At 72.5% G+C, this 17352-nt stretch carries 13 protein-coding genes; 3 read left to right on the plus strand and 10 right to left on the minus strand.

Going from position 1 to position 17352, the window contains the following annotated elements; genetic code table 11:
• Positions 1-61 precede the first annotated feature (61 nt).
• Both ACIQD7_RS14880 and lepA read right to left on the minus strand, forming a co-directional pair.
• Positions 62-1939: an AMP-dependent synthetase/ligase gene (locus tag ACIQD7_RS14880; RefSeq protein WP_402441864.1), complete on the minus strand. Its 1878-nt coding sequence runs from the start codon at positions 1937-1939 to the stop codon at positions 62-64.
• A 247-nt stretch (positions 1940-2186) separates the two neighbouring features.
• Positions 2187-4055 carry a translation elongation factor 4 gene (gene lepA / locus ACIQD7_RS14885; RefSeq protein ID WP_402441865.1) on the minus strand — a complete coding sequence of 623 codons (1869 nt, stop codon included), beginning with the start codon at positions 4053-4055 and terminating at the stop codon, positions 2187-2189.
• A gap of 186 nt (positions 4056-4241) precedes the next feature.
• Between lepA and rpsT the strand changes: the two genes are divergently transcribed.
• Together rpsT and ACIQD7_RS14895 are read left to right on the plus strand one after the other, a co-directional pair.
• Positions 4242-4508 carry a 30S ribosomal protein S20 gene (rpsT, locus tag ACIQD7_RS14890; protein ID WP_053647457.1) on the plus strand — a complete coding sequence of 89 codons (267 nt, stop codon included), beginning with the start codon at positions 4242-4244 and terminating at the stop codon, positions 4506-4508.
• 266 nt (positions 4509-4774) lie between these two features.
• On the plus strand, positions 4775-5098 hold the full coding sequence (locus tag ACIQD7_RS14895; RefSeq protein WP_402441866.1) for a hypothetical protein: 324 nt from the start codon (positions 4775-4777) through the stop codon (positions 5096-5098).
• 109 nt (positions 5099-5207) lie between these two features.
• On the opposite strand, the gene holA is transcribed toward ACIQD7_RS14895, so the two are convergent.
• Positions 5208-6200 (minus strand): DNA polymerase III subunit delta, encoded by a 993-nt coding sequence (gene holA / locus ACIQD7_RS14900; protein WP_121829326.1) that lies wholly within the window; start codon positions 6198-6200, stop codon positions 5208-5210.
• A 77-nt stretch (positions 6201-6277) separates the two neighbouring features.
• Between holA and ACIQD7_RS14905 the strand changes: the two genes are divergently transcribed.
• The gene (locus ACIQD7_RS14905) at positions 6278-6520 is read left to right on the plus strand and encodes a hypothetical protein (RefSeq protein ID WP_121829327.1); all 243 of its coding nucleotides are present in this window, start codon (positions 6278-6280) and stop codon (positions 6518-6520) included.
• Here the strand turns inward: ACIQD7_RS14905 and ACIQD7_RS14910 are convergent.
• From ACIQD7_RS14910 to leuS, 7 genes are all read right to left on the minus strand, one after another.
• Positions 6517-7425, minus strand: a complete 909-nt coding sequence (locus ACIQD7_RS14910) for a YceI family protein (protein WP_402441867.1) — start codon at positions 7423-7425, stop codon at positions 6517-6519. The genes ACIQD7_RS14905 and ACIQD7_RS14910 overlap by 4 nt on opposite strands.
• A 99-nt stretch (positions 7426-7524) precedes the next feature.
• Positions 7525-8316 carry an arylamine N-acetyltransferase gene (locus tag ACIQD7_RS14915; RefSeq protein WP_402441868.1) on the minus strand — a complete coding sequence of 264 codons (792 nt, stop codon included), beginning with the start codon at positions 8314-8316 and terminating at the stop codon, positions 7525-7527.
• A 336-nt stretch (positions 8317-8652) separates the two neighbouring features.
• Positions 8653-11235: a ComEC/Rec2 family competence protein gene (locus ACIQD7_RS14920; protein WP_402441869.1), complete on the minus strand. Its 2583-nt coding sequence runs from the start codon at positions 11233-11235 to the stop codon at positions 8653-8655.
• A complete protein-coding gene (locus ACIQD7_RS14925; protein ID WP_402441870.1) occupies positions 11232-11930 on the minus strand; it encodes a helix-hairpin-helix domain-containing protein in 699 nt (232 codons plus the stop codon). The genes ACIQD7_RS14920 and ACIQD7_RS14925 overlap by 4 nt, the downstream gene beginning before the upstream one ends.
• Before the next feature lie 552 nt (positions 11931-12482).
• Entirely contained in the window at positions 12483-13328 is an 846-nt protein-coding gene (locus ACIQD7_RS14930; protein WP_121829330.1) for a DegV family protein, read from the minus strand.
• A gap of 133 nt (positions 13329-13461) precedes the next feature.
• Positions 13462-14190 (minus strand): hypothetical protein, encoded by a 729-nt coding sequence (locus ACIQD7_RS14935; protein WP_402441871.1) that lies wholly within the window; start codon positions 14188-14190, stop codon positions 13462-13464.
• A gap of 196 nt (positions 14191-14386) precedes the next feature.
• A complete protein-coding gene (leuS, locus tag ACIQD7_RS14940; RefSeq protein WP_402441872.1) occupies positions 14387-17257 on the minus strand; it encodes a leucine--tRNA ligase in 2871 nt (956 codons plus the stop codon).
• Positions 17258-17352 lie beyond the last annotated feature (95 nt).

Raw genomic sequence — 17352 nt, forward strand, 5'->3', positions numbered from 1 at the left:
GGCCGGCTGCCCTGTGGACAACCGGCTCCCGTGCCGGCCGGCCCCGGTGCGGGGCCGCCGGTCAGGCCTCGCGCGAGCCCGCGTACATCTCCTCGATGAGGTGCTTGTACTCGCGCTCGACGACCGGCCGCTTCAGCTTCAGGGACGGGGTCAGCTCGCCGTGCTCGATGTCGAGGTCGCGCGGCAGCAGCCGGAACTTCTTGATCGTCTGCCAGCGCTGGAGGCCCTCGTTGAGCCGGTCGACGAAGCCCTGGATCAGCTTCTCGGTCTGCGGGGCGGCGACGACCTCGGCGTACGACTTGCCCGCGAGGCCGTGCTCGGCGGCCCAGCCGAGGATGGAGGGCTCGTCGAGGGCGATCAGGGCGGTGCAGAAGTTCCGGTCGGCGCCGTGGACCAGGATGTTCGAGACGAACGGGCAGACGGCCTTGAACTGGCCCTCGACCTCGGCCGGCGCGATGTACTTGCCGCCGGACGTCTTGATCAGGTCCTTCTTGCGGTCGGTGATCCGCAGGTAGCCGTCGGCGGACAGCTCGCCGATGTCGCCGGTGTGGAACCAGCCGTCGGACTCCAGGACCTCGGCGGTCTTCTCCGGCAGGCCGTGGTAGCCCTCCATGACGCCGGGGCCGCGCATCAGGATCTCGCCGTCGTCGGCGATGCGGACCTCGGTGCCGGGGAGCGGCTTGCCGACGGTGCCGGTGCGGTAGGCCTCGCCGGGGTTGACGAAGGAGGCGGCGGAGGTCTCGGTGAGGCCGTAGCCCTCCAGGATGTGGATGCCCGCGCCGGAGAAGAAGTAGCCGATCTCGGGGGCGAGGGCGGCGGAGCCGGAGATGCACGCGCGCAGGTTGCCGCCGAAGGCCTCGCGGATCTTGCCGTAGACGAGGGCGTCGGCGACCTTGTGCTTGGCGTTCAGCCCGAAGGGCGCGGAGGCGGTGCCGGTGCGGCGGAAGTTGTCCTGGGTGGTCTTCGCGTACGCGCGGGCCACCTCGGCCGCCCACTGGAAGATCTTGTACTTGGCGCCGCCGGCGGCGCGGGCCTTGGCGGCGACCCCGTTGTAGACCTTCTCGAAGATGCGGGGCACGGCCGCCATGTAGGTCGGCTGGACCACCGGCAGGTTCTCGATGATCTTGTCGACGCGGCCGTCGACGGCGGTGACGTGGCCGACCTCGATCTGGCCCGAGGTGAGGACCTTGCCGAAGACGTGGGCGAGCGGCAGCCACAGGTACTGGACGTCGTCCCGGGTGACGAGGCCGGTGGCGGCGATGGCCTTGGCCATGTACGACCAGTTGTCGTGCGGGAGGCGGACGCCCTTGGGGCGGCCGGTGGTGCCCGAGGTGTAGATGAGGGTGGCGAGCTGCGTGGAGGTGATCGCGGAGACCCGCTCCTTGACCGCCTCGGGGTGCGTCTCCAGGTACGCCCTGCCGCGCTCCTCGAGCTCCGCGAGGGTGAGGACCCAGTCGCCGTCGCTCTCGACGCCGGTGGCGTCGACGACGACCACGTGGCGGAGGTTCGGCAGGTCGGCGCGGCGCTCGACGGCCTTGGCGAGCTGGGCCGCGTCCTCGGCGATGAGGACCTTGGACTCGGAGTCCGAAAGGATGAACGCCGACTCCTCGGCGTTGGTCTGCGGGTAGACCGTGGTGGTCGCGGCGCCCGCGCACATCACGCCGAGGTCCGCGAGGATCCACTCGACCCGGGTGGAGGAGGCGAGGGCGACCCGCTCCTCGGACCGCACCCCGAGGTCGACGAGGCCGGCGGCGATCGCGTAGACCCGCTCGGCGGCCTGCCCCCAGCTGAGTGACTTCCAGTCGTCCGGGCCGCTGCCGGACGCGGCGGGGACCGGGTAGCGGTAGGCCTCCGCGTCGGGAGTCCGCTCGACTCGCTCAAGGAAGAGGGTCGCCACGGAGGGCGGCCGGTTCTCGATCTGGGTCTGTGTGTCGCTCACGACGTCCTCCGGGCGGCGGCGGTGCCTTCTGGCGGTTCGTAACTAACTGGCGAGTAACCTTCGAGCCGGGATCAGACTAAAGGCCCGAGGTCCGGCGCGTAAGGCCTTGCAGTGCGTCGCTTCATAACGAACGGGTCCACGCGCGCTTCGCACGTGGACCCGTTCGTTGTATGGGGCAGCTACTTCGCCCCGGTCGCCGGCCCGGTTCCGGACCCGCTCCCGGCGGACGCCTCCCTCCCCGCCGTGGCTACTTCTTGCCCTTGCCGGAGGACTCGTCGCTCGACAGGACGGCGATGAAGGCCTCCTGGGGCACCTCCACCGAGCCGACCATCTTCATGCGCTTCTTGCCTTCCTTCTGCTTCTCGAGGAGCTTCCGCTTCCGGGAGATGTCACCGCCGTAGCACTTGGCGAGGACGTCCTTGCGGATGGCGCGGATGGTCTCGCGGGCGATGACCCGGGAGCCGATCGCGGCCTGGATCGGCACCTCGAAGGCCTGCCGGGGGATGAGCTCGCGCAGCTTGGCGACGAGCCGCACGCCGTAGGCGTACGCGGCGTCCTTGTGGGTGACGGCGGAGAAGGCGTCCACCTTGTCGCCGTGCAGCAGGATGTCGACCTTGACCAGGCTGGACGCCTGCTCGCCCGTGGGCTCGTAGTCGAGGGAGGCGTACCCGCGCGTCTTGGACTTCAGCTGGTCGAAGAAGTCGAAGACGATCTCGGCGAGGGGCAGGGTGTAGCGGATCTCGACCCGGTCCTCGGAGAGGTAGTCCATGCCGATCAGGGTGCCGCGCCGGTTCTGGCAGAGCTCCATGATCGCGCCGATGAACTCGCTGGGCGCGAGGATCGTGGCCCGGACGACGGGCTCGTACACCTCGTCGATCTTGCCCTCGGGGAACTCGCTCGGGTTCGTGACCGTGTGCTCGGCGCCGTCCTCCATGACCACGCGGTAGACCACGTTGGGGGCGGTGGCGATCAGGTCGAGGCCGAACTCGCGCTCCAGGCGCTCGCGGATCACGTCCAGGTGGAGCAGGCCGAGGAAGCCGACGCGGAAACCGAAGCCGAGCGCGGCGGAGGTCTCCGGCTCGTAGACGAGCGCGGCGTCGTTGAGCTGGAGCTTGTCGAGGGCCTCGCGCAGGTCGGGGTACTCCGAGCCGTCCAGCGGGTAGAGCCCCGAGAAGACCATCGGCTTCGGGTCCTTGTAGCCGCCGAGCGCCTCGGTGGCCCCCTTGGCCTGCGAGGTGATCGTGTCACCGACCTTGGACTGGCGGACATCCTTCACGCCGGTGATGAGGTAGCCCACCTCGCCGACGCCGAGGCCGTCGGACGGCGTCATCTCCGGAGAGGAGACGCCGATCTCCAGGAGCTCGTGGGTGGCGCCGGTCGACATCATCTTGATGCGCTCGCGCTTGTTGAGCTGCCCGTCGACGACACGCACGTACGTCACGACGCCCCGGTACGAGTCGTACACGGAGTCGAAGATCATCGCGCGGGCGGGGGCGTCGGCGACGCCGACCGGCGCCGGGACGTCCCGGACGACGCGGTCGAGCAGCGCCTCGACGCCCAGACCGGTCTTCGCGGAGACCTTGAGCACGTCCTCCGGCTGGCAGCCGATGAGGTTGGCCAGCTCCTCGGCGAACTTCTCCGGCTGCGCGGCCGGCAGGTCGATCTTGTTGAGGACCGGGACGATGGTGAGGTCGTTCTCCATCGCCAGGTAGAGGTTGGCGAGGGTCTGCGCCTCGATGCCCTGCGCCGCGTCCACCAGGAGGATCGTGCCCTCGCAGGCCGCGAGGGACCGCGAGACCTCGTAGGTGAAGTCGACGTGCCCGGGGGTGTCGATCATGTTCAGGATGTGCGTGCGCCCCTGCTCCGACCCCTCGGTGGGAGCCCACGGCAGACGGACGGCCTGGGACTTGATCGTGATGCCGCGCTCACGCTCGATGTCCATCCGGTCGAGGTACTGGGCGCGCATCTGCCGCTGGTCGACCACACCGGTGAGCTGGAGCATCCGGTCGGCGAGCGTGGACTTGCCGTGGTCGATGTGCGCGATGATGCAGAAGTTGCGGATCAGAGCCGGGTCGGTACGGCTCGGCTCGGGCACGTTGGTAGGAGTCGCGGGCACGCAGGCTTCTCGTCTCGGGCGATGTTCTGAACGGATACGTAGGCTCCATGGTCCCATGCCCGGCGGCCGACGCCCGGTTTGGGCGGTCGCGGGGGCGGCTGATACCGTGGACAGCTGTGTCTCGTCTGCCCTCTCAGCTCACGAGGCACTTCCAGAAGGAACATCGAACCTGTAAAGGCTCTTTTCGTGGCGAACATCAAGTCCCAGATCAAGCGGAACAAGACGAACGAGAAGGCGCGCCTGCGCAACAAGGCCGTCAAGTCCTCGCTCAAGACCGCGATCCGCAAGGCCCGCGAGGCCGTCGCCGCCGGCGACTTCGAGAAGGCCACCGTCGCCACTCGTGCCGCCTCGCGTCAGCTCGACAAGGCTGTCTCGAAGGGCGTCATCCACAAGAACGCCGCCGCCAACAAGAAGTCGGCGCTGGCGATCAAGGTTGCCTCCCTCCAGGGCTGAGCTCTGATGTGAACGGCCGTACGGGATCCAGCGGGCCCTCTCTCCCGCTCCCGCCCGGCCACCCCGGGCTCGTGCGCGGACGCGTTCGCCACGCGGGTGCGAGCCCACTTGCTCGAACGTCGAAGGCCCCGTCGCCTCCTTCCCCAGGAGGCGGTGGGGTCTTTGTCGTGCGGGATCTTCGTCGTATGGGGCCTTCGTCGTATGGGGCCTTTGTCGTACGGGGCCTTTGTCGTACGGGGCCGTCCGGGGTTTCGTACCCTCGCCCCATGGACGACCACCTGCCGCTGTTCGTGATCGGGGCCGCGCTCGCCGGAACGGTGGGCCTGCTGGCCCGGCTCGCGGTCGTGGTGCGCCGCCGGGGAACGGCGGGCGCGGCGATCGGCGCGGCGATGGCGGCGCACGACGAGGCCTTCCGGGTCACGGCGCACGAGTCGTACCACGAGATCAGGGCCCAGGCGGAGCGGAAGGCCCCCGTACTGTCCCCGGACGGCCCGTGGGGCGGCGTCGAGCCCCTTCCCCGGCACCGCGACGGGCACCGGCCGCGCCGCGCCCGCCGCGTCCGTTTCCTCGGGCGCCTGCGGCGCGGCTGAACGGGGACGGGGCTCCGGCGAAGCCGGGACCGGTCGGGTACTCCGGGCTCCTGACGGGCCTCGGGGGTCCCGGGGGCTCTGGACCGGTCGGGCCCAGGGCCCGAACCGGTCAGTCCGCCCGGCGCATCCTCGCCGCCCGGGCCACCGCGACGACCGCCTTCTCCAGGGCGTACTCGGGGTCGTCGCCCCCGCCCTTCACGCCCGCGTCCGCCTCGGCGACCGCGCGCAGGGCCAGCGAGACCCCGTCCGGGGTCCAGCCGCGCATCTGCTGCCGCACGCGGTCGATCTTCCAGGGCGGCATCCCCAGCTCCCGCGCGAGGTCGGCGGGGCGGCCGCCCCGGGCCGAGGAGAGCTTGCCGATGGCCCGCACGCCCTGGGCGAGCGCGCTGGTGATGAGCACGGGCGCGACCCCGGTCGAGAGCGACCAGCGCAGGGCCTCCAGGGCCTCGGCCGCCCGCCCCTCGACGGCGCGGTCGGCGACGTTGAAGGAGGAGGCCTCGGCGCGGCCCGTGTAGTACCGCCCGACGACGGCCTCGTCGATCGTCCCGTCCACGTCGGAGGTCAGCTGCGCGACGGCGGACGCGAGCTCCCGCAGATCGCTGCCGATCGAGTCGACCAGGGCCTGGCAGGCCTCCGGCGTGGCCGAGCGCCCGAGCGCCCGGAACTCCTGCCGCACGAACGTCAGCCGCTCCGCCGGCTTGGTCGTCTTCGGGCAGGCCACCTCCCGCGCCCCCGCCTTGCGCGCGGCGTCGAGCAGGCCCTTGCCCTTGGCCCCGCCCGCGTGGAGCAGGACGAGGGAGATGTCCTCGACCGGATCGCCCAGGTAGGCCTTGACGTCCTTGACCGTGTCGGCGGAGAGGTCCTGCGCGTTCCGCACGATCAGGACCTTGCGCTCGGCGAAGAGCGAGGGGCTGGTGAGCTCCACGAGCGTCCCGGGCTGGAGCTGGTCGGAGGTGAGGTCGCGCACGTCCGTGTCGGCGTCGGCGGCGCGGGCGGCCGCCACCACCTCCTGGACGGCGCGGTCGAGGAGCAGGTCCTCCTGCCCAACGGCGAGCGTCACGGGGCCGAGGAGGTCGTCGGGGGAAGTCTTTCTGGTGGCCATCGCGGTCCAGCATCCCACGGGCCACCGACAGCGGGGGACGTCACCGGCCACCGGCGGGCGTGCCCGAGAATGGCGGGGTGAGTGAACGACACGTACTGGTGCTCCCCGACCGCGACGCCGCCGAGGAGGTCGCCGAGGAGCTTCCCGACCGCTTCGGCCTGGCCGAGGAACCGCAGCTCGTGCGGGACGCCCTGGCCGGGGAGGACGATGCCGAAGACGCGCAGTGGCTGGTGGTCGTCGAGGACCCGGACGGCCGGCTCGACCCGGCGGCCCTCGACGGCCTCGCCGCCGAGTACGAGGGCTGGCTGGAAGCCCCTTAGCTCCCGGCCTTCTTGGGCACGATCTGGACGTCGAGGTCGATGCTGATGCTGGACCCGACGGCCGCGATGCCGCGCGCGAGCAGCGTCTGCCAGGTGAGGGTGAAGTCCTCGCGGTGGAGCTCGGTGGTGGCGCGGCAGGCGCCCCGGGTCTCGCCCTCCAGACCGCTCCCCAGGCCCAGGTACTGGGTGTCGAGGGTCACCGTGCGGCTCACCCCGTGGAGGGTGAGCGCCCCGGTGACGGCCCAGCGGCTGCCGCCCCGGTGGGCGAAGCGCTCGCTGTAGAACTCCAGCGTCGGGTACGTGCCGACGTCGAGGAAGTCGCCCGAGCGCAGGTGGTCGTCGCGCATCCGCACCCCGGTGTCGATGGAGGCGGCGTCGATGACGACGTGCATCGCGGAGTGCTCCATGCGGTCGGCGATCCGGACCGCGCCCGCGAAGTCGTTGAACCGGCCGTGGATCCGGGCCAGTCCGATGTGGCGCGCCGTGAACCCGATCTGCGAGTGCGCCGGATCGATCTCCCAGTCGCCCGGCTCCGGGAGCGGAGCCTGCGGGGCGATCTGGAGCAGGACGTCGCCGAGGCCGGTGTGGACGCCCTCGGCAACGACGGCGCTGCCGTGGTGCGGCGTGTAGCCCTCGGCGGTGACCGCGAGCCGGTACTCGCCGGCCGGCACGGTCGCGAGCGCGGTGCCGTACGGGTCGGTCTCCCCGGCCAGCACCTTGCGCCCCGCCGCGTCGCTGACGACGAACTCGGCCTGCCGGACGGGCTCGTGCACGGGGTCGAGCACCCGGCAGCTCAGCACTCCCGCCGAGGACGGGACGGTGAGACCGGCGAGCGGCCCGCCCCGCGCGGCGTTCCCTCCGCGCTTCCCGAGCTCCCCGAGCTTCCCGAAGAGACGATCGAACATTCTTCACGCACCCCCGTGCGACTCGTTCACCATGCAACGAAGTCGCATTCGATCACCCTTGAGGCGTTCGAGGCAAACCGGAGCAAGTGTCGGCAAGTGTTACCGGGAGTCCGAATTGACGTCCTCCTTACCGTCCTCCTCCTTACCGTCCTCCTCCTTACGCACGGGAGGCCACGCCACGACGGGCAGCGCGTCGAGCTCGATGCCGAACAGCTCCCGGTACGCCTCCCGCACCTCGTCGTCCCCGTCGAGGATCCGCTCGTCGCGCTCGCCGTGGGCGCGGGTGATCAGCTTCGTGCCGCTGAGGCTGATCCGGCCCTCCTCGGTGAGCCGGGAGCAGATGAGGGAGCGCGGGAAGTGCGAGTCGGGCGAGGTCCGGTGGTACCAGGCCCCGGCCGCGAAGTCGGCGAGCTCGCGCGGCCGGGTCTCCATCAGGTACTGGGACTTCCCGTCCCGCAGCACGTCCAGATCGCCGTCGGCGGTCTCCACGATCCGGAAGACCCCGCCCGGGTCCTCCTGGTCGTCGCGCGCGTCGAAGGCCAGCGGGAAGTGACTGTGGTCGCCGAACCCGACGTCGGCCAGCCACCGCTCCCCCTCCACCGTCTCCACCCGCAACGCCATGTGGTCGTACGGGATGCCCAGCTTCCCGCCCTCCCCGACGACCCGCGCCTGGAGCAGCTCGACCCCGTACCCGAGCCCCCTCAGCAGGACCGCGAACGCGGTGTTGATCTCGTAGCAGAAGCCGCCCCTGCGCGCGCCCACCACCTTGTCCAGGAGCGCCTTCTCGTCCAGGACGACGGGCTCGCCGAGGTGGATCGAGAGGTTCTCGAAGGGCACGGACCGCAGGTGGCGCAGGTGCAGTTCGCGCAGCGCGGCGGCGTCCGCGCGCACCGGCCGCTCCGCCCCGATGCGCCGCAGATAGCCCTCGACCTCGGCCGGTGCGGGAACGAAGGGCGCGGACGAAGACGAACCGGAAGAGCCCTGCGACGCCGGAGCCTGGGACCGAGGCTGCCCCTGAGCTTGGGCCTGACCTTGGGCCTGGGCTTCGGACTGGGCCTGGGGCTGGGACTCGGCCTGGGACTCGGACTGAGGCTGGGACCCGGACTGAGGCTGGTGCTGGGGCTGAACGGCGGGTGTCGGCTGTGTGGTCATACGGACAGTCTGCCGGGCCGAAAGCCCGACCCTCCTCTCCTCGGGATCGCCGATTCCCCTCCCCCGCCAGGGAGTTCACTCCCCCTTCGGTACGGCCACGAGCCCCCTCCCCGCCCCCACCACCGCGATCGCCCCGTCCCGATCGGTCCGCAGCACCCGCGCCCCACCGCCCCGCAGCGCCTCCAAGGTCCTGGGCGAGGGATGTCCGTACGGGTTGTCCCGACCCGCCGACACCAGCGCGAGCCTCGGCCGCACGGCCCGTATCAGTGCCGGGTCCTGGTGCGCGGAACCGTGGTGGGCGACCTTGAGGACGTCCACCGGCGCGAGTCCCGGATGGACCCGCGACAGCGCGCGCTGCGCCGGCGGCTCCAGGTCCCCGAGGAGCAGCAGACTCAACCCTCCGGCGGCCCGGACGAGCAACGTGACACTGGCGTCGTTGGGCCCCTCGAACGACCCCCCGGCCCCCGAGACCGACCCGGCCCTCGAAGTGCGTCCGGCCGTCGGCCACGGCCAGAGAACCCGCCACTCCAGGGCCCCGATCCTCCGCGTCTCCCCCGGCTCGGCACGGACGAGCGGAACCCGGGCCTCGGCCGCCGTCCGCCGTACGAACGCGGCCTGAGCGGGCGGTTCTTCGAGCCCCGTCGTCTGGATCGCCCCCACCGACCGTCCCCGCAGCACTCCCGGAAGCCCGGCCACGTGGTCCGCGTGGAAGTGGGTGATCACCAGCAACGGCACCCGTCTCACCCCCAGTTCGCGCAGACAGCGGTCCACCGGCACGGGGTCGGGGCCCGCGTCCACCACGACGGCGGAGTCCCCGCCCGCCGCGAGCACGGTCGCGTCCCCCTGGCCCACCTGGCACATCGCGAACACCCAGCCCGGCGGCGGCCATCCGGTGGCCCACCGGGTCAACGGCGCCGGCCGCACCACGGCGAGCAGGAGCAGAGCGGCGGCGAGCGCGCCGACCGCACCCCGGTACGGCAGTCCGCGCGCCCCGAGGACCACGGTCACGGTGAGCAGCGCGAGGGCCAGCCCGCCCCACCACCCGCCGGGCCAGGCCAACTCCGCCCCCGGCAGCGCGCTCCCGGTGCGGGCCACCCACGCGATCCATCCGGCCGGCCAACCCGCCACCCACGCCAGGCCCTCCGCCGCCGGCATCCAGAGCGCCGCCAGGGCCAGCGCGGCGAACCCGCACACCGTCGCGGGCGCCACGGCGAGTTCGGCGAAGAGGTTCGCCGGGATCGCGACCAGACTGACCCGGGCCGCGAAGACCGCCACGACGGGAGCACACACCGCCTGCGCCGCCAGGGCCGCGGCCAGCGCCTCCGCCAACCGGCCGGGCACCCGGCGCCTGCGCAGCGCGTCGCTCCACCGGGGAGCGATCGTCAGCAGCGCCCCGGTGGCCAGCACCGAGAGCAGGAACCCGTAACTCCGCGCGAGCCAGGGGTCGTAGAGCACCAGCACGAGGACGGCGGCGGCCAGCGCGGGGACCAGCGACCTCCTGCGCCCGGTGCCGATCGCGAGCAGCGCGACGAATCCGCAGGCGGCGGCCCGCAACACGCTCGGATCGGGCCGGCAGACGACCACGAAGGCGAGCGTCAGACCTCCCCCGGCCACCGCGGTGACCCGCAGCGACAGCCCGATCCGGGGCGCGAGCCCACCCCGCTCCGCCCGGTGCGCCCGCCCGGGACGCCCGATCAGCAGAAGCAGCACGATGGTGAGGTTGCTGCCGGAAACCGCCAGCAGATGCGTGAGATCGGTTGCCTCGAAGGCGTCCCTCAGCTCGGGGCCGATCCGGGAGGTGTCCCCGACGACCAGTCCGGGCAGCAGGGCCCGCGCGTCTGGGTCCAGCCCCTCGGTCGCCTTCCGCAGGCCCGCGCGCAGTTCCCCCGCCGTCCGTTGCAGCGCGTTCGGCCGGCCCACGATCCGGAGCGGGCCCGATCCGTCGACCTTGAGCACCGCCGCGAAGGGTTCGCCCGGGTGCGACGGCGGCGCGAGCCGACCGCCGACCCGCAACCGGGTGGAGGGCAGGAGCCGCAGCCACTCCTCGCGCCCCTCTCCCGGCGACACGAGCACCAGAACCGGCGCCCGGGTCCGCTGGACCGCACCGTCCGAGCGCTCGACCCGGGTGACCTCGCCGTCCAGGACGACCGAGACCGGTGCCATGGCGTTGCCCCGCACCTTGGGCCGGGTGAGCCTCGGATCGGAGGTCACCGCCACCTCCAGGCGCGCCCGCCCGTACTCCTCGGCCAGGACCGGCACGGGCCCGCGCCGCAGGTCCGCCGCGTGCAGCCCCGCCGAGGCGGCCCCGGCCGCGGCGCACAGCAGGACCCCGGCCCACGCGGTGGTCCGCAACCGCCGCCCCGACACGACTCCCGGCGGAGCCGCCCCACGGCTTCTCTCGCCCCCGGGATCTCCGCGCCGTCGAACCGCGCCCCGCACCAGCAGGACCGCCGCCCCCACCAGACAGACCGCGACACCGGTCACCGTCCACCACCCGGTGATCCCCACGGCACAGGCCGCGGCCGCCCAGGCCGCCGCCGCGAGGGGAACGAGCCGCAGATCGGCCGGCCCTTCCCACCGGTCCGGCTCCCGCCCCGCTGTCCCGGACTCCTCCGCCCGCGTCTCCGTCTCCTCGGCCACTCCCCCGTCCCGTTTCACGGCCGGACCAGCGGTTCGAGGTCGGCGAACCGTCGCTCGCCGATGCCGCTGACCTCCCGCAGCTCGGCCACCGACCGGAAGCCGCCGTGCTCCGTGCGGTGGTCGATGATGTGCTGGGCGAGGACCGGTCCGACGCCCGGGAGGGTGTCGAGCTGCTCCACCGTGGCCGTGTTGAGGCTCACCGGGGCCCCCGGCGCTCCTCCCCCCGCTGTGCCTCCCGCGCCTCCGCCGCTTCCGGGGCCGGGCCCGGACCCGCCCGCCGGTGCCCCCGGCACGTCGACCAGGACCTGTTCGCCGTCGGCCAGGACCCGGGCCCGGTTGATGCCGGTGAGATCGGCGCCGGACCGTACCCCGCCCGCCGCCCGCAGGGCGTCCGCCACCCGCGAACCCGCGGGCAGGGTCAGCACCCCCGGCCTGCGCACCTTCCCGCCGACGTCGACGACGACCTCGGCGCCGGAGGGAGCGGGCGACACGGGTGGGACGGGCGGTGACCCCGTCTCCTGCCGGGCCTCCTGCTCCGGCCCCGCCCGGCCTGCGGGCACGGCCGTCGCGGGCGCGGCACGGACGAGCTCGGGAGCGCGCACCGGCTCCGGCCGCCCCGTCCAGAAGTAACCGGCCGCGAGCCCCACGGCCACGACCAGAACCATGGCCAGCGCGGTCAGCGTCCTCGGTTCCAGCCCGCACCGGGTCTGCACCCACAGCGGTGTCCGATCCCGGATCCCCGCCACCAGCCGTTCACGCACCCCGGGCGGAGGGACCGGCGATACGACCCGTTCCGGCGCCTCCTCCGCTTCCCCGCCCCCTGGCGCCGCCACCTCGGCGGACGGCTCCGGTGGGAACGCCGTCGGGAACAGCGCGTCCCCCCGCCGCCGTACGACACCTCCGGGCACGTCGACGGACCGTCCGCCGTCCCGTACACGCGGCCGCCCCCGCCCGGGAGGCGAACCGCGCCCTCCGGGGCGACCGCGCCCGTCCGAACCGGCCGCCCGGCCGGGCCCACTGGTCGAACCACCGGTGGCCCTCACGGCCCCAGTCGTCCTCACGGCTCCGGGAACAGCCGTGTCCGTGGTTCCGGCGACGGCGGTGGTCGATGCGATGCGTGTACGAAGCGTCATGCCTGCGACCGTAGAGATCACGAACGCCCCGTGCCGGTCTCCCTCACGGTCCGTGGACAGCGGCTCCGCTGTGGAAAACTCCGTCACCCCCACGGGGACGCCCCGCACGTGACCGGTGCGTACAGGCGGTCCTCAGCGCGGCGAGACGACGACCGCGAGGAGCCCGGGGCCCGTGTGGGCGCCGATGACCGCGCCCACCTCGCTGACGTGGAACTCCCCGATCCCCGGGACGCGCTCCCGGAGCCGGTCCGCGAGCGTGGCGGCGCGCTCCGGCGCGGACAGGTGGTGCACGGCGATGTCGACCGGCCCGGAGCCGGCCCGCTCCACCGCGATCTCCTCCAGGCGTGCGATGGCCTTCGAGGCCGTCCGCACCTTCTCCCGCAGCTCGATCCGCCCGCCGTCGAGTTCGAGGAGCGGCTTCACCGCGAACGCGGAGCCCAGCAGCGCCTGCGCGGTGCCGATGCGCCCGCCCCGGCGCAGGTAGTCCAGGGTGTCGACGTAGAAGAAGGCCGAGGTCCCGGAGGCGCGCTTCTCGGCCGCCGCGACAGCCTCGTCGAGCGAGCCTCCGGCCTCCACGGTCCGCGCCGCCTCCAGGGCGCAGAAGCCCAGCGCCATCCCCATCATGCGGGTGTCCACCACGCGCACGGGCACGGGAGCGTCCTTCGCGGCGAGCACGGCCGCGTCGTACGTCCCGGAGACCTCGGCGGACAGGTGGAGCGAGACGATGCCCCGCGCGCCGGCCTCGGCGGCCTCGCGGTAGGTCTCGGCGAAGACCTCGGGGCTGGGCCGAGAGGTGGTGACGGGCCGCCGCTTCTGGAGGGCCTGGGCGAGGGCCTCGGCCGAGATCTCCGTGCCCTCCTCCAAGGCGCGGTCGCCGATGACGACGGTCAGCGGGACCGTGGTGACGGCGTGCCGCTCCCTCGTCTGGCGTGGCAGGTAGGCCGTGGAATCGGTGACGATCGCGACATGCCGGGACATGAGCGGGAGGTTACCCGGCGGAACCGCCGCACGGCAGCCCGGCCCCCCACCGGATCACCGGACGTCGGCGAGCACCCCGCCCAGACCGGATCACCGGACATCGGGCAAACACCCGTCCCGGTCGGCCGTGCCGTCAGGTCGTGGTCTCCGGGCGGGCCGACTTCTCCCAGGGGTAGGAGGCCAGCCGGGGATCGGGCCCCGTGATGGCGGACGGCTCGCTCCCGCCCCCGGCACCCGCCGTCCGGCCGCCGGTCCCAGTGGCACGTCCCCGCTCCTCCGTACCGGCGGTGGTGGCGGCACCCGGCGCGGGCTCCGGGTCGGTCCAGTGGCGCAGGGCTCCGGCCTCGACGTCGATCTGGGCGCTGAGCGTCGACAGGTCGTCCTCGGCGAACCGCACGGCCCGCTCCCGGGCGGCGCGGCGCAGCGCGTCGGCCGAGCTGGTGATCCGCTCGGTCCGCGCGGTGAGTTCGGGGAGCTGTCCGGCCACCCACGCCCGGTCGGGCTCCCGCTCCAGGCGCTTGAGGTCCGCGTCGAGTTCGAGGCCGTGTCCGCTGAGCCGGTTGAACAGGTCGAGCGACTCCTTCAGCGAGGCGTCCTGCCCGACGCCCGCCTGCAGCGCCTCCTGCGTGGCGCGCATCGAGGTGCGCAGCGAGAGCCGCAGCCGGGCCAGCTCGCCCGCAGCCCCGGCCTGGCCGAAGCTCTTGGCCCGCAGCGTAGTGTCCTCGACCGTGCGCCGGGCCTGGTCCAGGGTGCGGTCGACACCGCGCTTGGCGGCCTTGGTCACCTTCACGGTGGCGTACACCCCGAGCGCCACGAAGGCGACGAAGAGCAGCGCCAGGATCGTGAGAATCGTGGCTTCCATGGGCGCCCCTCCGGCATCGGTCGACTCACCACACGGTTGTGGTCCCTCCACGGTAAACGGAACGGGCAGGCCGAGGGTTCCATCGGAACCCCCAACCTGCCCGTAGGGGAAACCCCTATGCGCGGCCGGTCACCGGTCGCGCATCAGCCGCCGCGCGCCGGCGGTCACGCCTCACCGACCGCGCGTCAGCCATCCCCTAGCCCGCGACGATGTTGACCAGCTTCGGCGCGCGCACGATCACCTTGCGGATCTCGGCACCGCCCAGCGCCGCGACCACGTGCGCATCGGCCAGGGCCAGCGCCTCCAGCTCGGCGTCCGTGATCGACGGGGAGACCTCCAGGCGGGCCTTGACCTTGCCCTTGATCTGCACGACGCAGGTCACGGTCTCGTCGACGACGTACGCCGGGTCGGCGACCGGGAAGTCCTGGTGGACGACCGACTCGGCGTGGCCCAGCCTGCGCCACAGCTCCTCGGCGATGTGCGGCGCCAGCGGGGCGACCAGCAGCACCAGCTGCTCGGCGACCGTGCGGGAGAGCGCGCCACCGGACTTGGTCAGGTGGTTGTTCAGCTCGGTGATCTTGGCGATGGCGGTGTTGAAGCGCATCGCGGCCATGTCCTGGGCGACGCCGTCGATCGCCTTGTGCAGGGCGCGCAGCGTGTCCTCGTCGGGCGCGGCGTCGACGACGGTGACCTCGCCGGTCGCCTCGTCGACGATGTTGCGCCACAGGCGCTGCAGCAGCCGGTACTGGCCGACCACCGCGCGCGTGTCCCAGGGGCGCGACACGTCCAGCGGGCCCATCGCCATCTCGTACAGGCGCAGGGTGTCGGCGCCGTACTCGGCGCAGATCTCGTCCGGCGTCACGGCGTTCTTCAGGGACTTGCCCATCTTGCCCAGGACGCGGGAGACCTTCTCGCCCTGGTACCAGAAGCCGCCGTCGCGCTCCTCGACCTCGGCCGCCGGCACGGCGATCCCGCGCGCGTCCCGGTAGACGAAGGCCTGGATCATGCCCTGGTTGTACAGCTTGTGGAAGGGTTCGGCCGAGGAGACGTGCCCCAGGTCGAACAAAACCTTGGACCAGAAGCGCGCGTACAGCAGGTGCAGCACGGCGTGCTCGGCGCCGCCGACGTACAGGTCGACGCCACCGGTCGGCATCCCCTCGCGGGGGCCCATCCAGTACTGCTCGACGGCCGGGTCGACCAGCTTCTCGGAGTTGTGCGGGTCCAGGTAGCGCAGCTCGTACCAGCAGGAACCGGCCCAGTTGGGCATGGTGTTGGTCTCGCGGCGGTACTTCTTCGGCCCGTCGCCCAGGTCCAGGGTGACGTTCACCCAGTCCTCGTTGCGGGACAGCGGGGTCTCCGGGCGGGTGTCCGCGTCGTCCGGGTCGAAGGTGCGCGGCGAGTAGTCCTCGACCTCGGGCAGCTCCAGCGGCAGCATCGACGCGGGCAGCGCGTGGGCGACGCCGTCCTCGTCGTAGACGATCGGGAAGGGCTCGCCCCAGTACCGCTGGCGGCTGAACAGCCAGTCGCGCAGCCGGAAGTTGACGGTGCCCTCGCCGATGCCGCGGTCGGCCAGCCAGGCGGTGATCCTCGCCTTGGCCTCGGTGACGTCCAGGCCGTCCAGGGAGATCTCGTCGTTGGCGGAGTTCACCAGCTTCGCCTCGTAGGAGGAGAAGGCGTCGTCCCAGGTGGACGGGTCGGTGCCGCGGTCGTCCGAGGGCTCGACGACGCAGCGCATCGGCAGCTCGAAGGCGCGCGCGAAGGCGAAGTCGCGGCTGTCGTGCGCGGGGACGGCCATGATGGCGCCGGTGCCGTAGCCCATCAGGACGTAGTCGGCGATGAAGACCGGGACCCGCTCGCCGCTGACCGGGTTGGTCGCGTACGCGCCGGTGAAGACGCCGGTCTTGTCCTTGGCCTCGGCCTGGCGCTCCACGTCGGACTTGGAGGCGGCCTGCTTGCGGTAGGCGCCGACGGCCTCGGCGGGGGTGGCGTGGCCGCCGGTCCACACGTCGTGGGTGCCCTCGGGCCAGGCGGCCGGGACGATCTCCTCGACCAGCTCGTGCTCGGGCGCCAGGACCATGTAGGTGGCGCCGAACAGGGTGTCCTGGCGGGTGGTGAAGACGGTGATGGCACCGGCGTCGCCGACCTGGAAGTCGACGCGGGCGCCCTCGGAGCGGCCGATCCAGTTCCGCTGCTGCAGCTTGATGGCCTCGGGCCAGTCCAGCGCGTCCAGGTCGTCCAGCAGGCGGTCCGCGTAGGCGGTGATCCGCATGTTCCACTGGCGCAGCTTGGACTTGAAGACGGGGAAGTTGCCGCGCTCGGAGCGTCCGTCGGCGGTGACCTCCTCGTTGGCCAGGACGGTGCCCAGGCCGGGACACCAGTTGACGGGCGCGTCGGAGGCGTACGCCAGGCGGTACTCGCCCAGGACGTCGGCGCGCTCGGTGGCGCTCAGTTCGCTCCACGCGCGCGTGGTGCCGGGGATCTCACGCGTGCCGTTCTCGAACCGCTCGATCAGCTCGGCGATCGGACGGGCCTTCCCGGCCTCGTCGTCGTACCAGGAGTCGAAGATCTGCAGGAAGATCCACTGGGTCCACTTGTAGTACTCCGGGTCGATCGTGGCGAACGACCGGCGCTTGTCGTGGCCCAGGCCCAGCCGGCGCAGCTGGACCTTCATGTTCTCCATGTTGGCCTCGGTGGACACGCGCGGGTGCGTGCCCGTCTGCACGGCGTACTGCTCGGCCGGCAGCCCGAAGGCGTCGAAGCCCAGGGTGTGCAGCACGTTGTGGCCGCTCATGCGCGCGTGGCGGGCGAAGACGTCCGTCGCGATGTAGCCCAGCGGGTGGCCGACGTGCAGTCCCGCGCCCGAGGGGTACGGGAACATGTCCATGATGAACTTCTTGGGGCGTGCGGCGACCGCGGGGTCGCCCGCCAGGTCACCGGTGGGGTTCGGGGCCTCGTACGTGCCCTCGGCGTCCCAGAAGTCCTGCCAGCGTGCCTCGATGTCGGCGGCCATGGCCGCCGTGTAGCGATGCGGGGCCGCCGTCTCGGCGGCCGTATTGATCTCGGTCATGGTCCTTGAAGCTCCATCGATCGTCTCTGCCCACGGCCACTGACTGCCCGAAATGAAAAATCCCCTCGCACAGGAGGGGATGCCGCGCCGACTCC

This window comes from Streptomyces sp. NPDC093071 (assembly GCF_044754545.1).
GTDB lineage: Bacteria > Actinomycetota > Actinomycetes > Streptomycetales > Streptomycetaceae > Streptomyces.

Excerpts from the sequence above, each read along its gene's own strand:
- ACIQD7_RS14895 (WP_402441866.1), top strand. The coding sequence starts at position 4,775 with ATGGACGACCACCTGCCGCTGTTCGTGATCGGGGCCGCGCTCGCCGGA.
- holA (WP_121829326.1), bottom strand. The coding sequence starts at position 6,200 with ATGGCCACCAGAAAGACTTCCCCCGACGACCTCCTCGGCCCCGTGACG.
- ACIQD7_RS14910 (WP_402441867.1), bottom strand. The coding sequence starts at position 7,425 with ATGTTCGATCGTCTCTTCGGGAAGCTCGGGGAGCTCGGGAAGCGCGGA.
- ACIQD7_RS14930 (WP_121829330.1), bottom strand. The coding sequence starts at position 13,328 with ATGTCCCGGCATGTCGCGATCGTCACCGATTCCACGGCCTACCTGCCA.
- ACIQD7_RS14935 (WP_402441871.1), bottom strand. The coding sequence starts at position 14,190 with ATGGAAGCCACGATTCTCACGATCCTGGCGCTGCTCTTCGTCGCCTTC.
- leuS (WP_402441872.1), bottom strand. The coding sequence starts at position 17,257 with ATGACCGAGATCAATACGGCCGCCGAGACGGCGGCCCCGCATCGCTAC.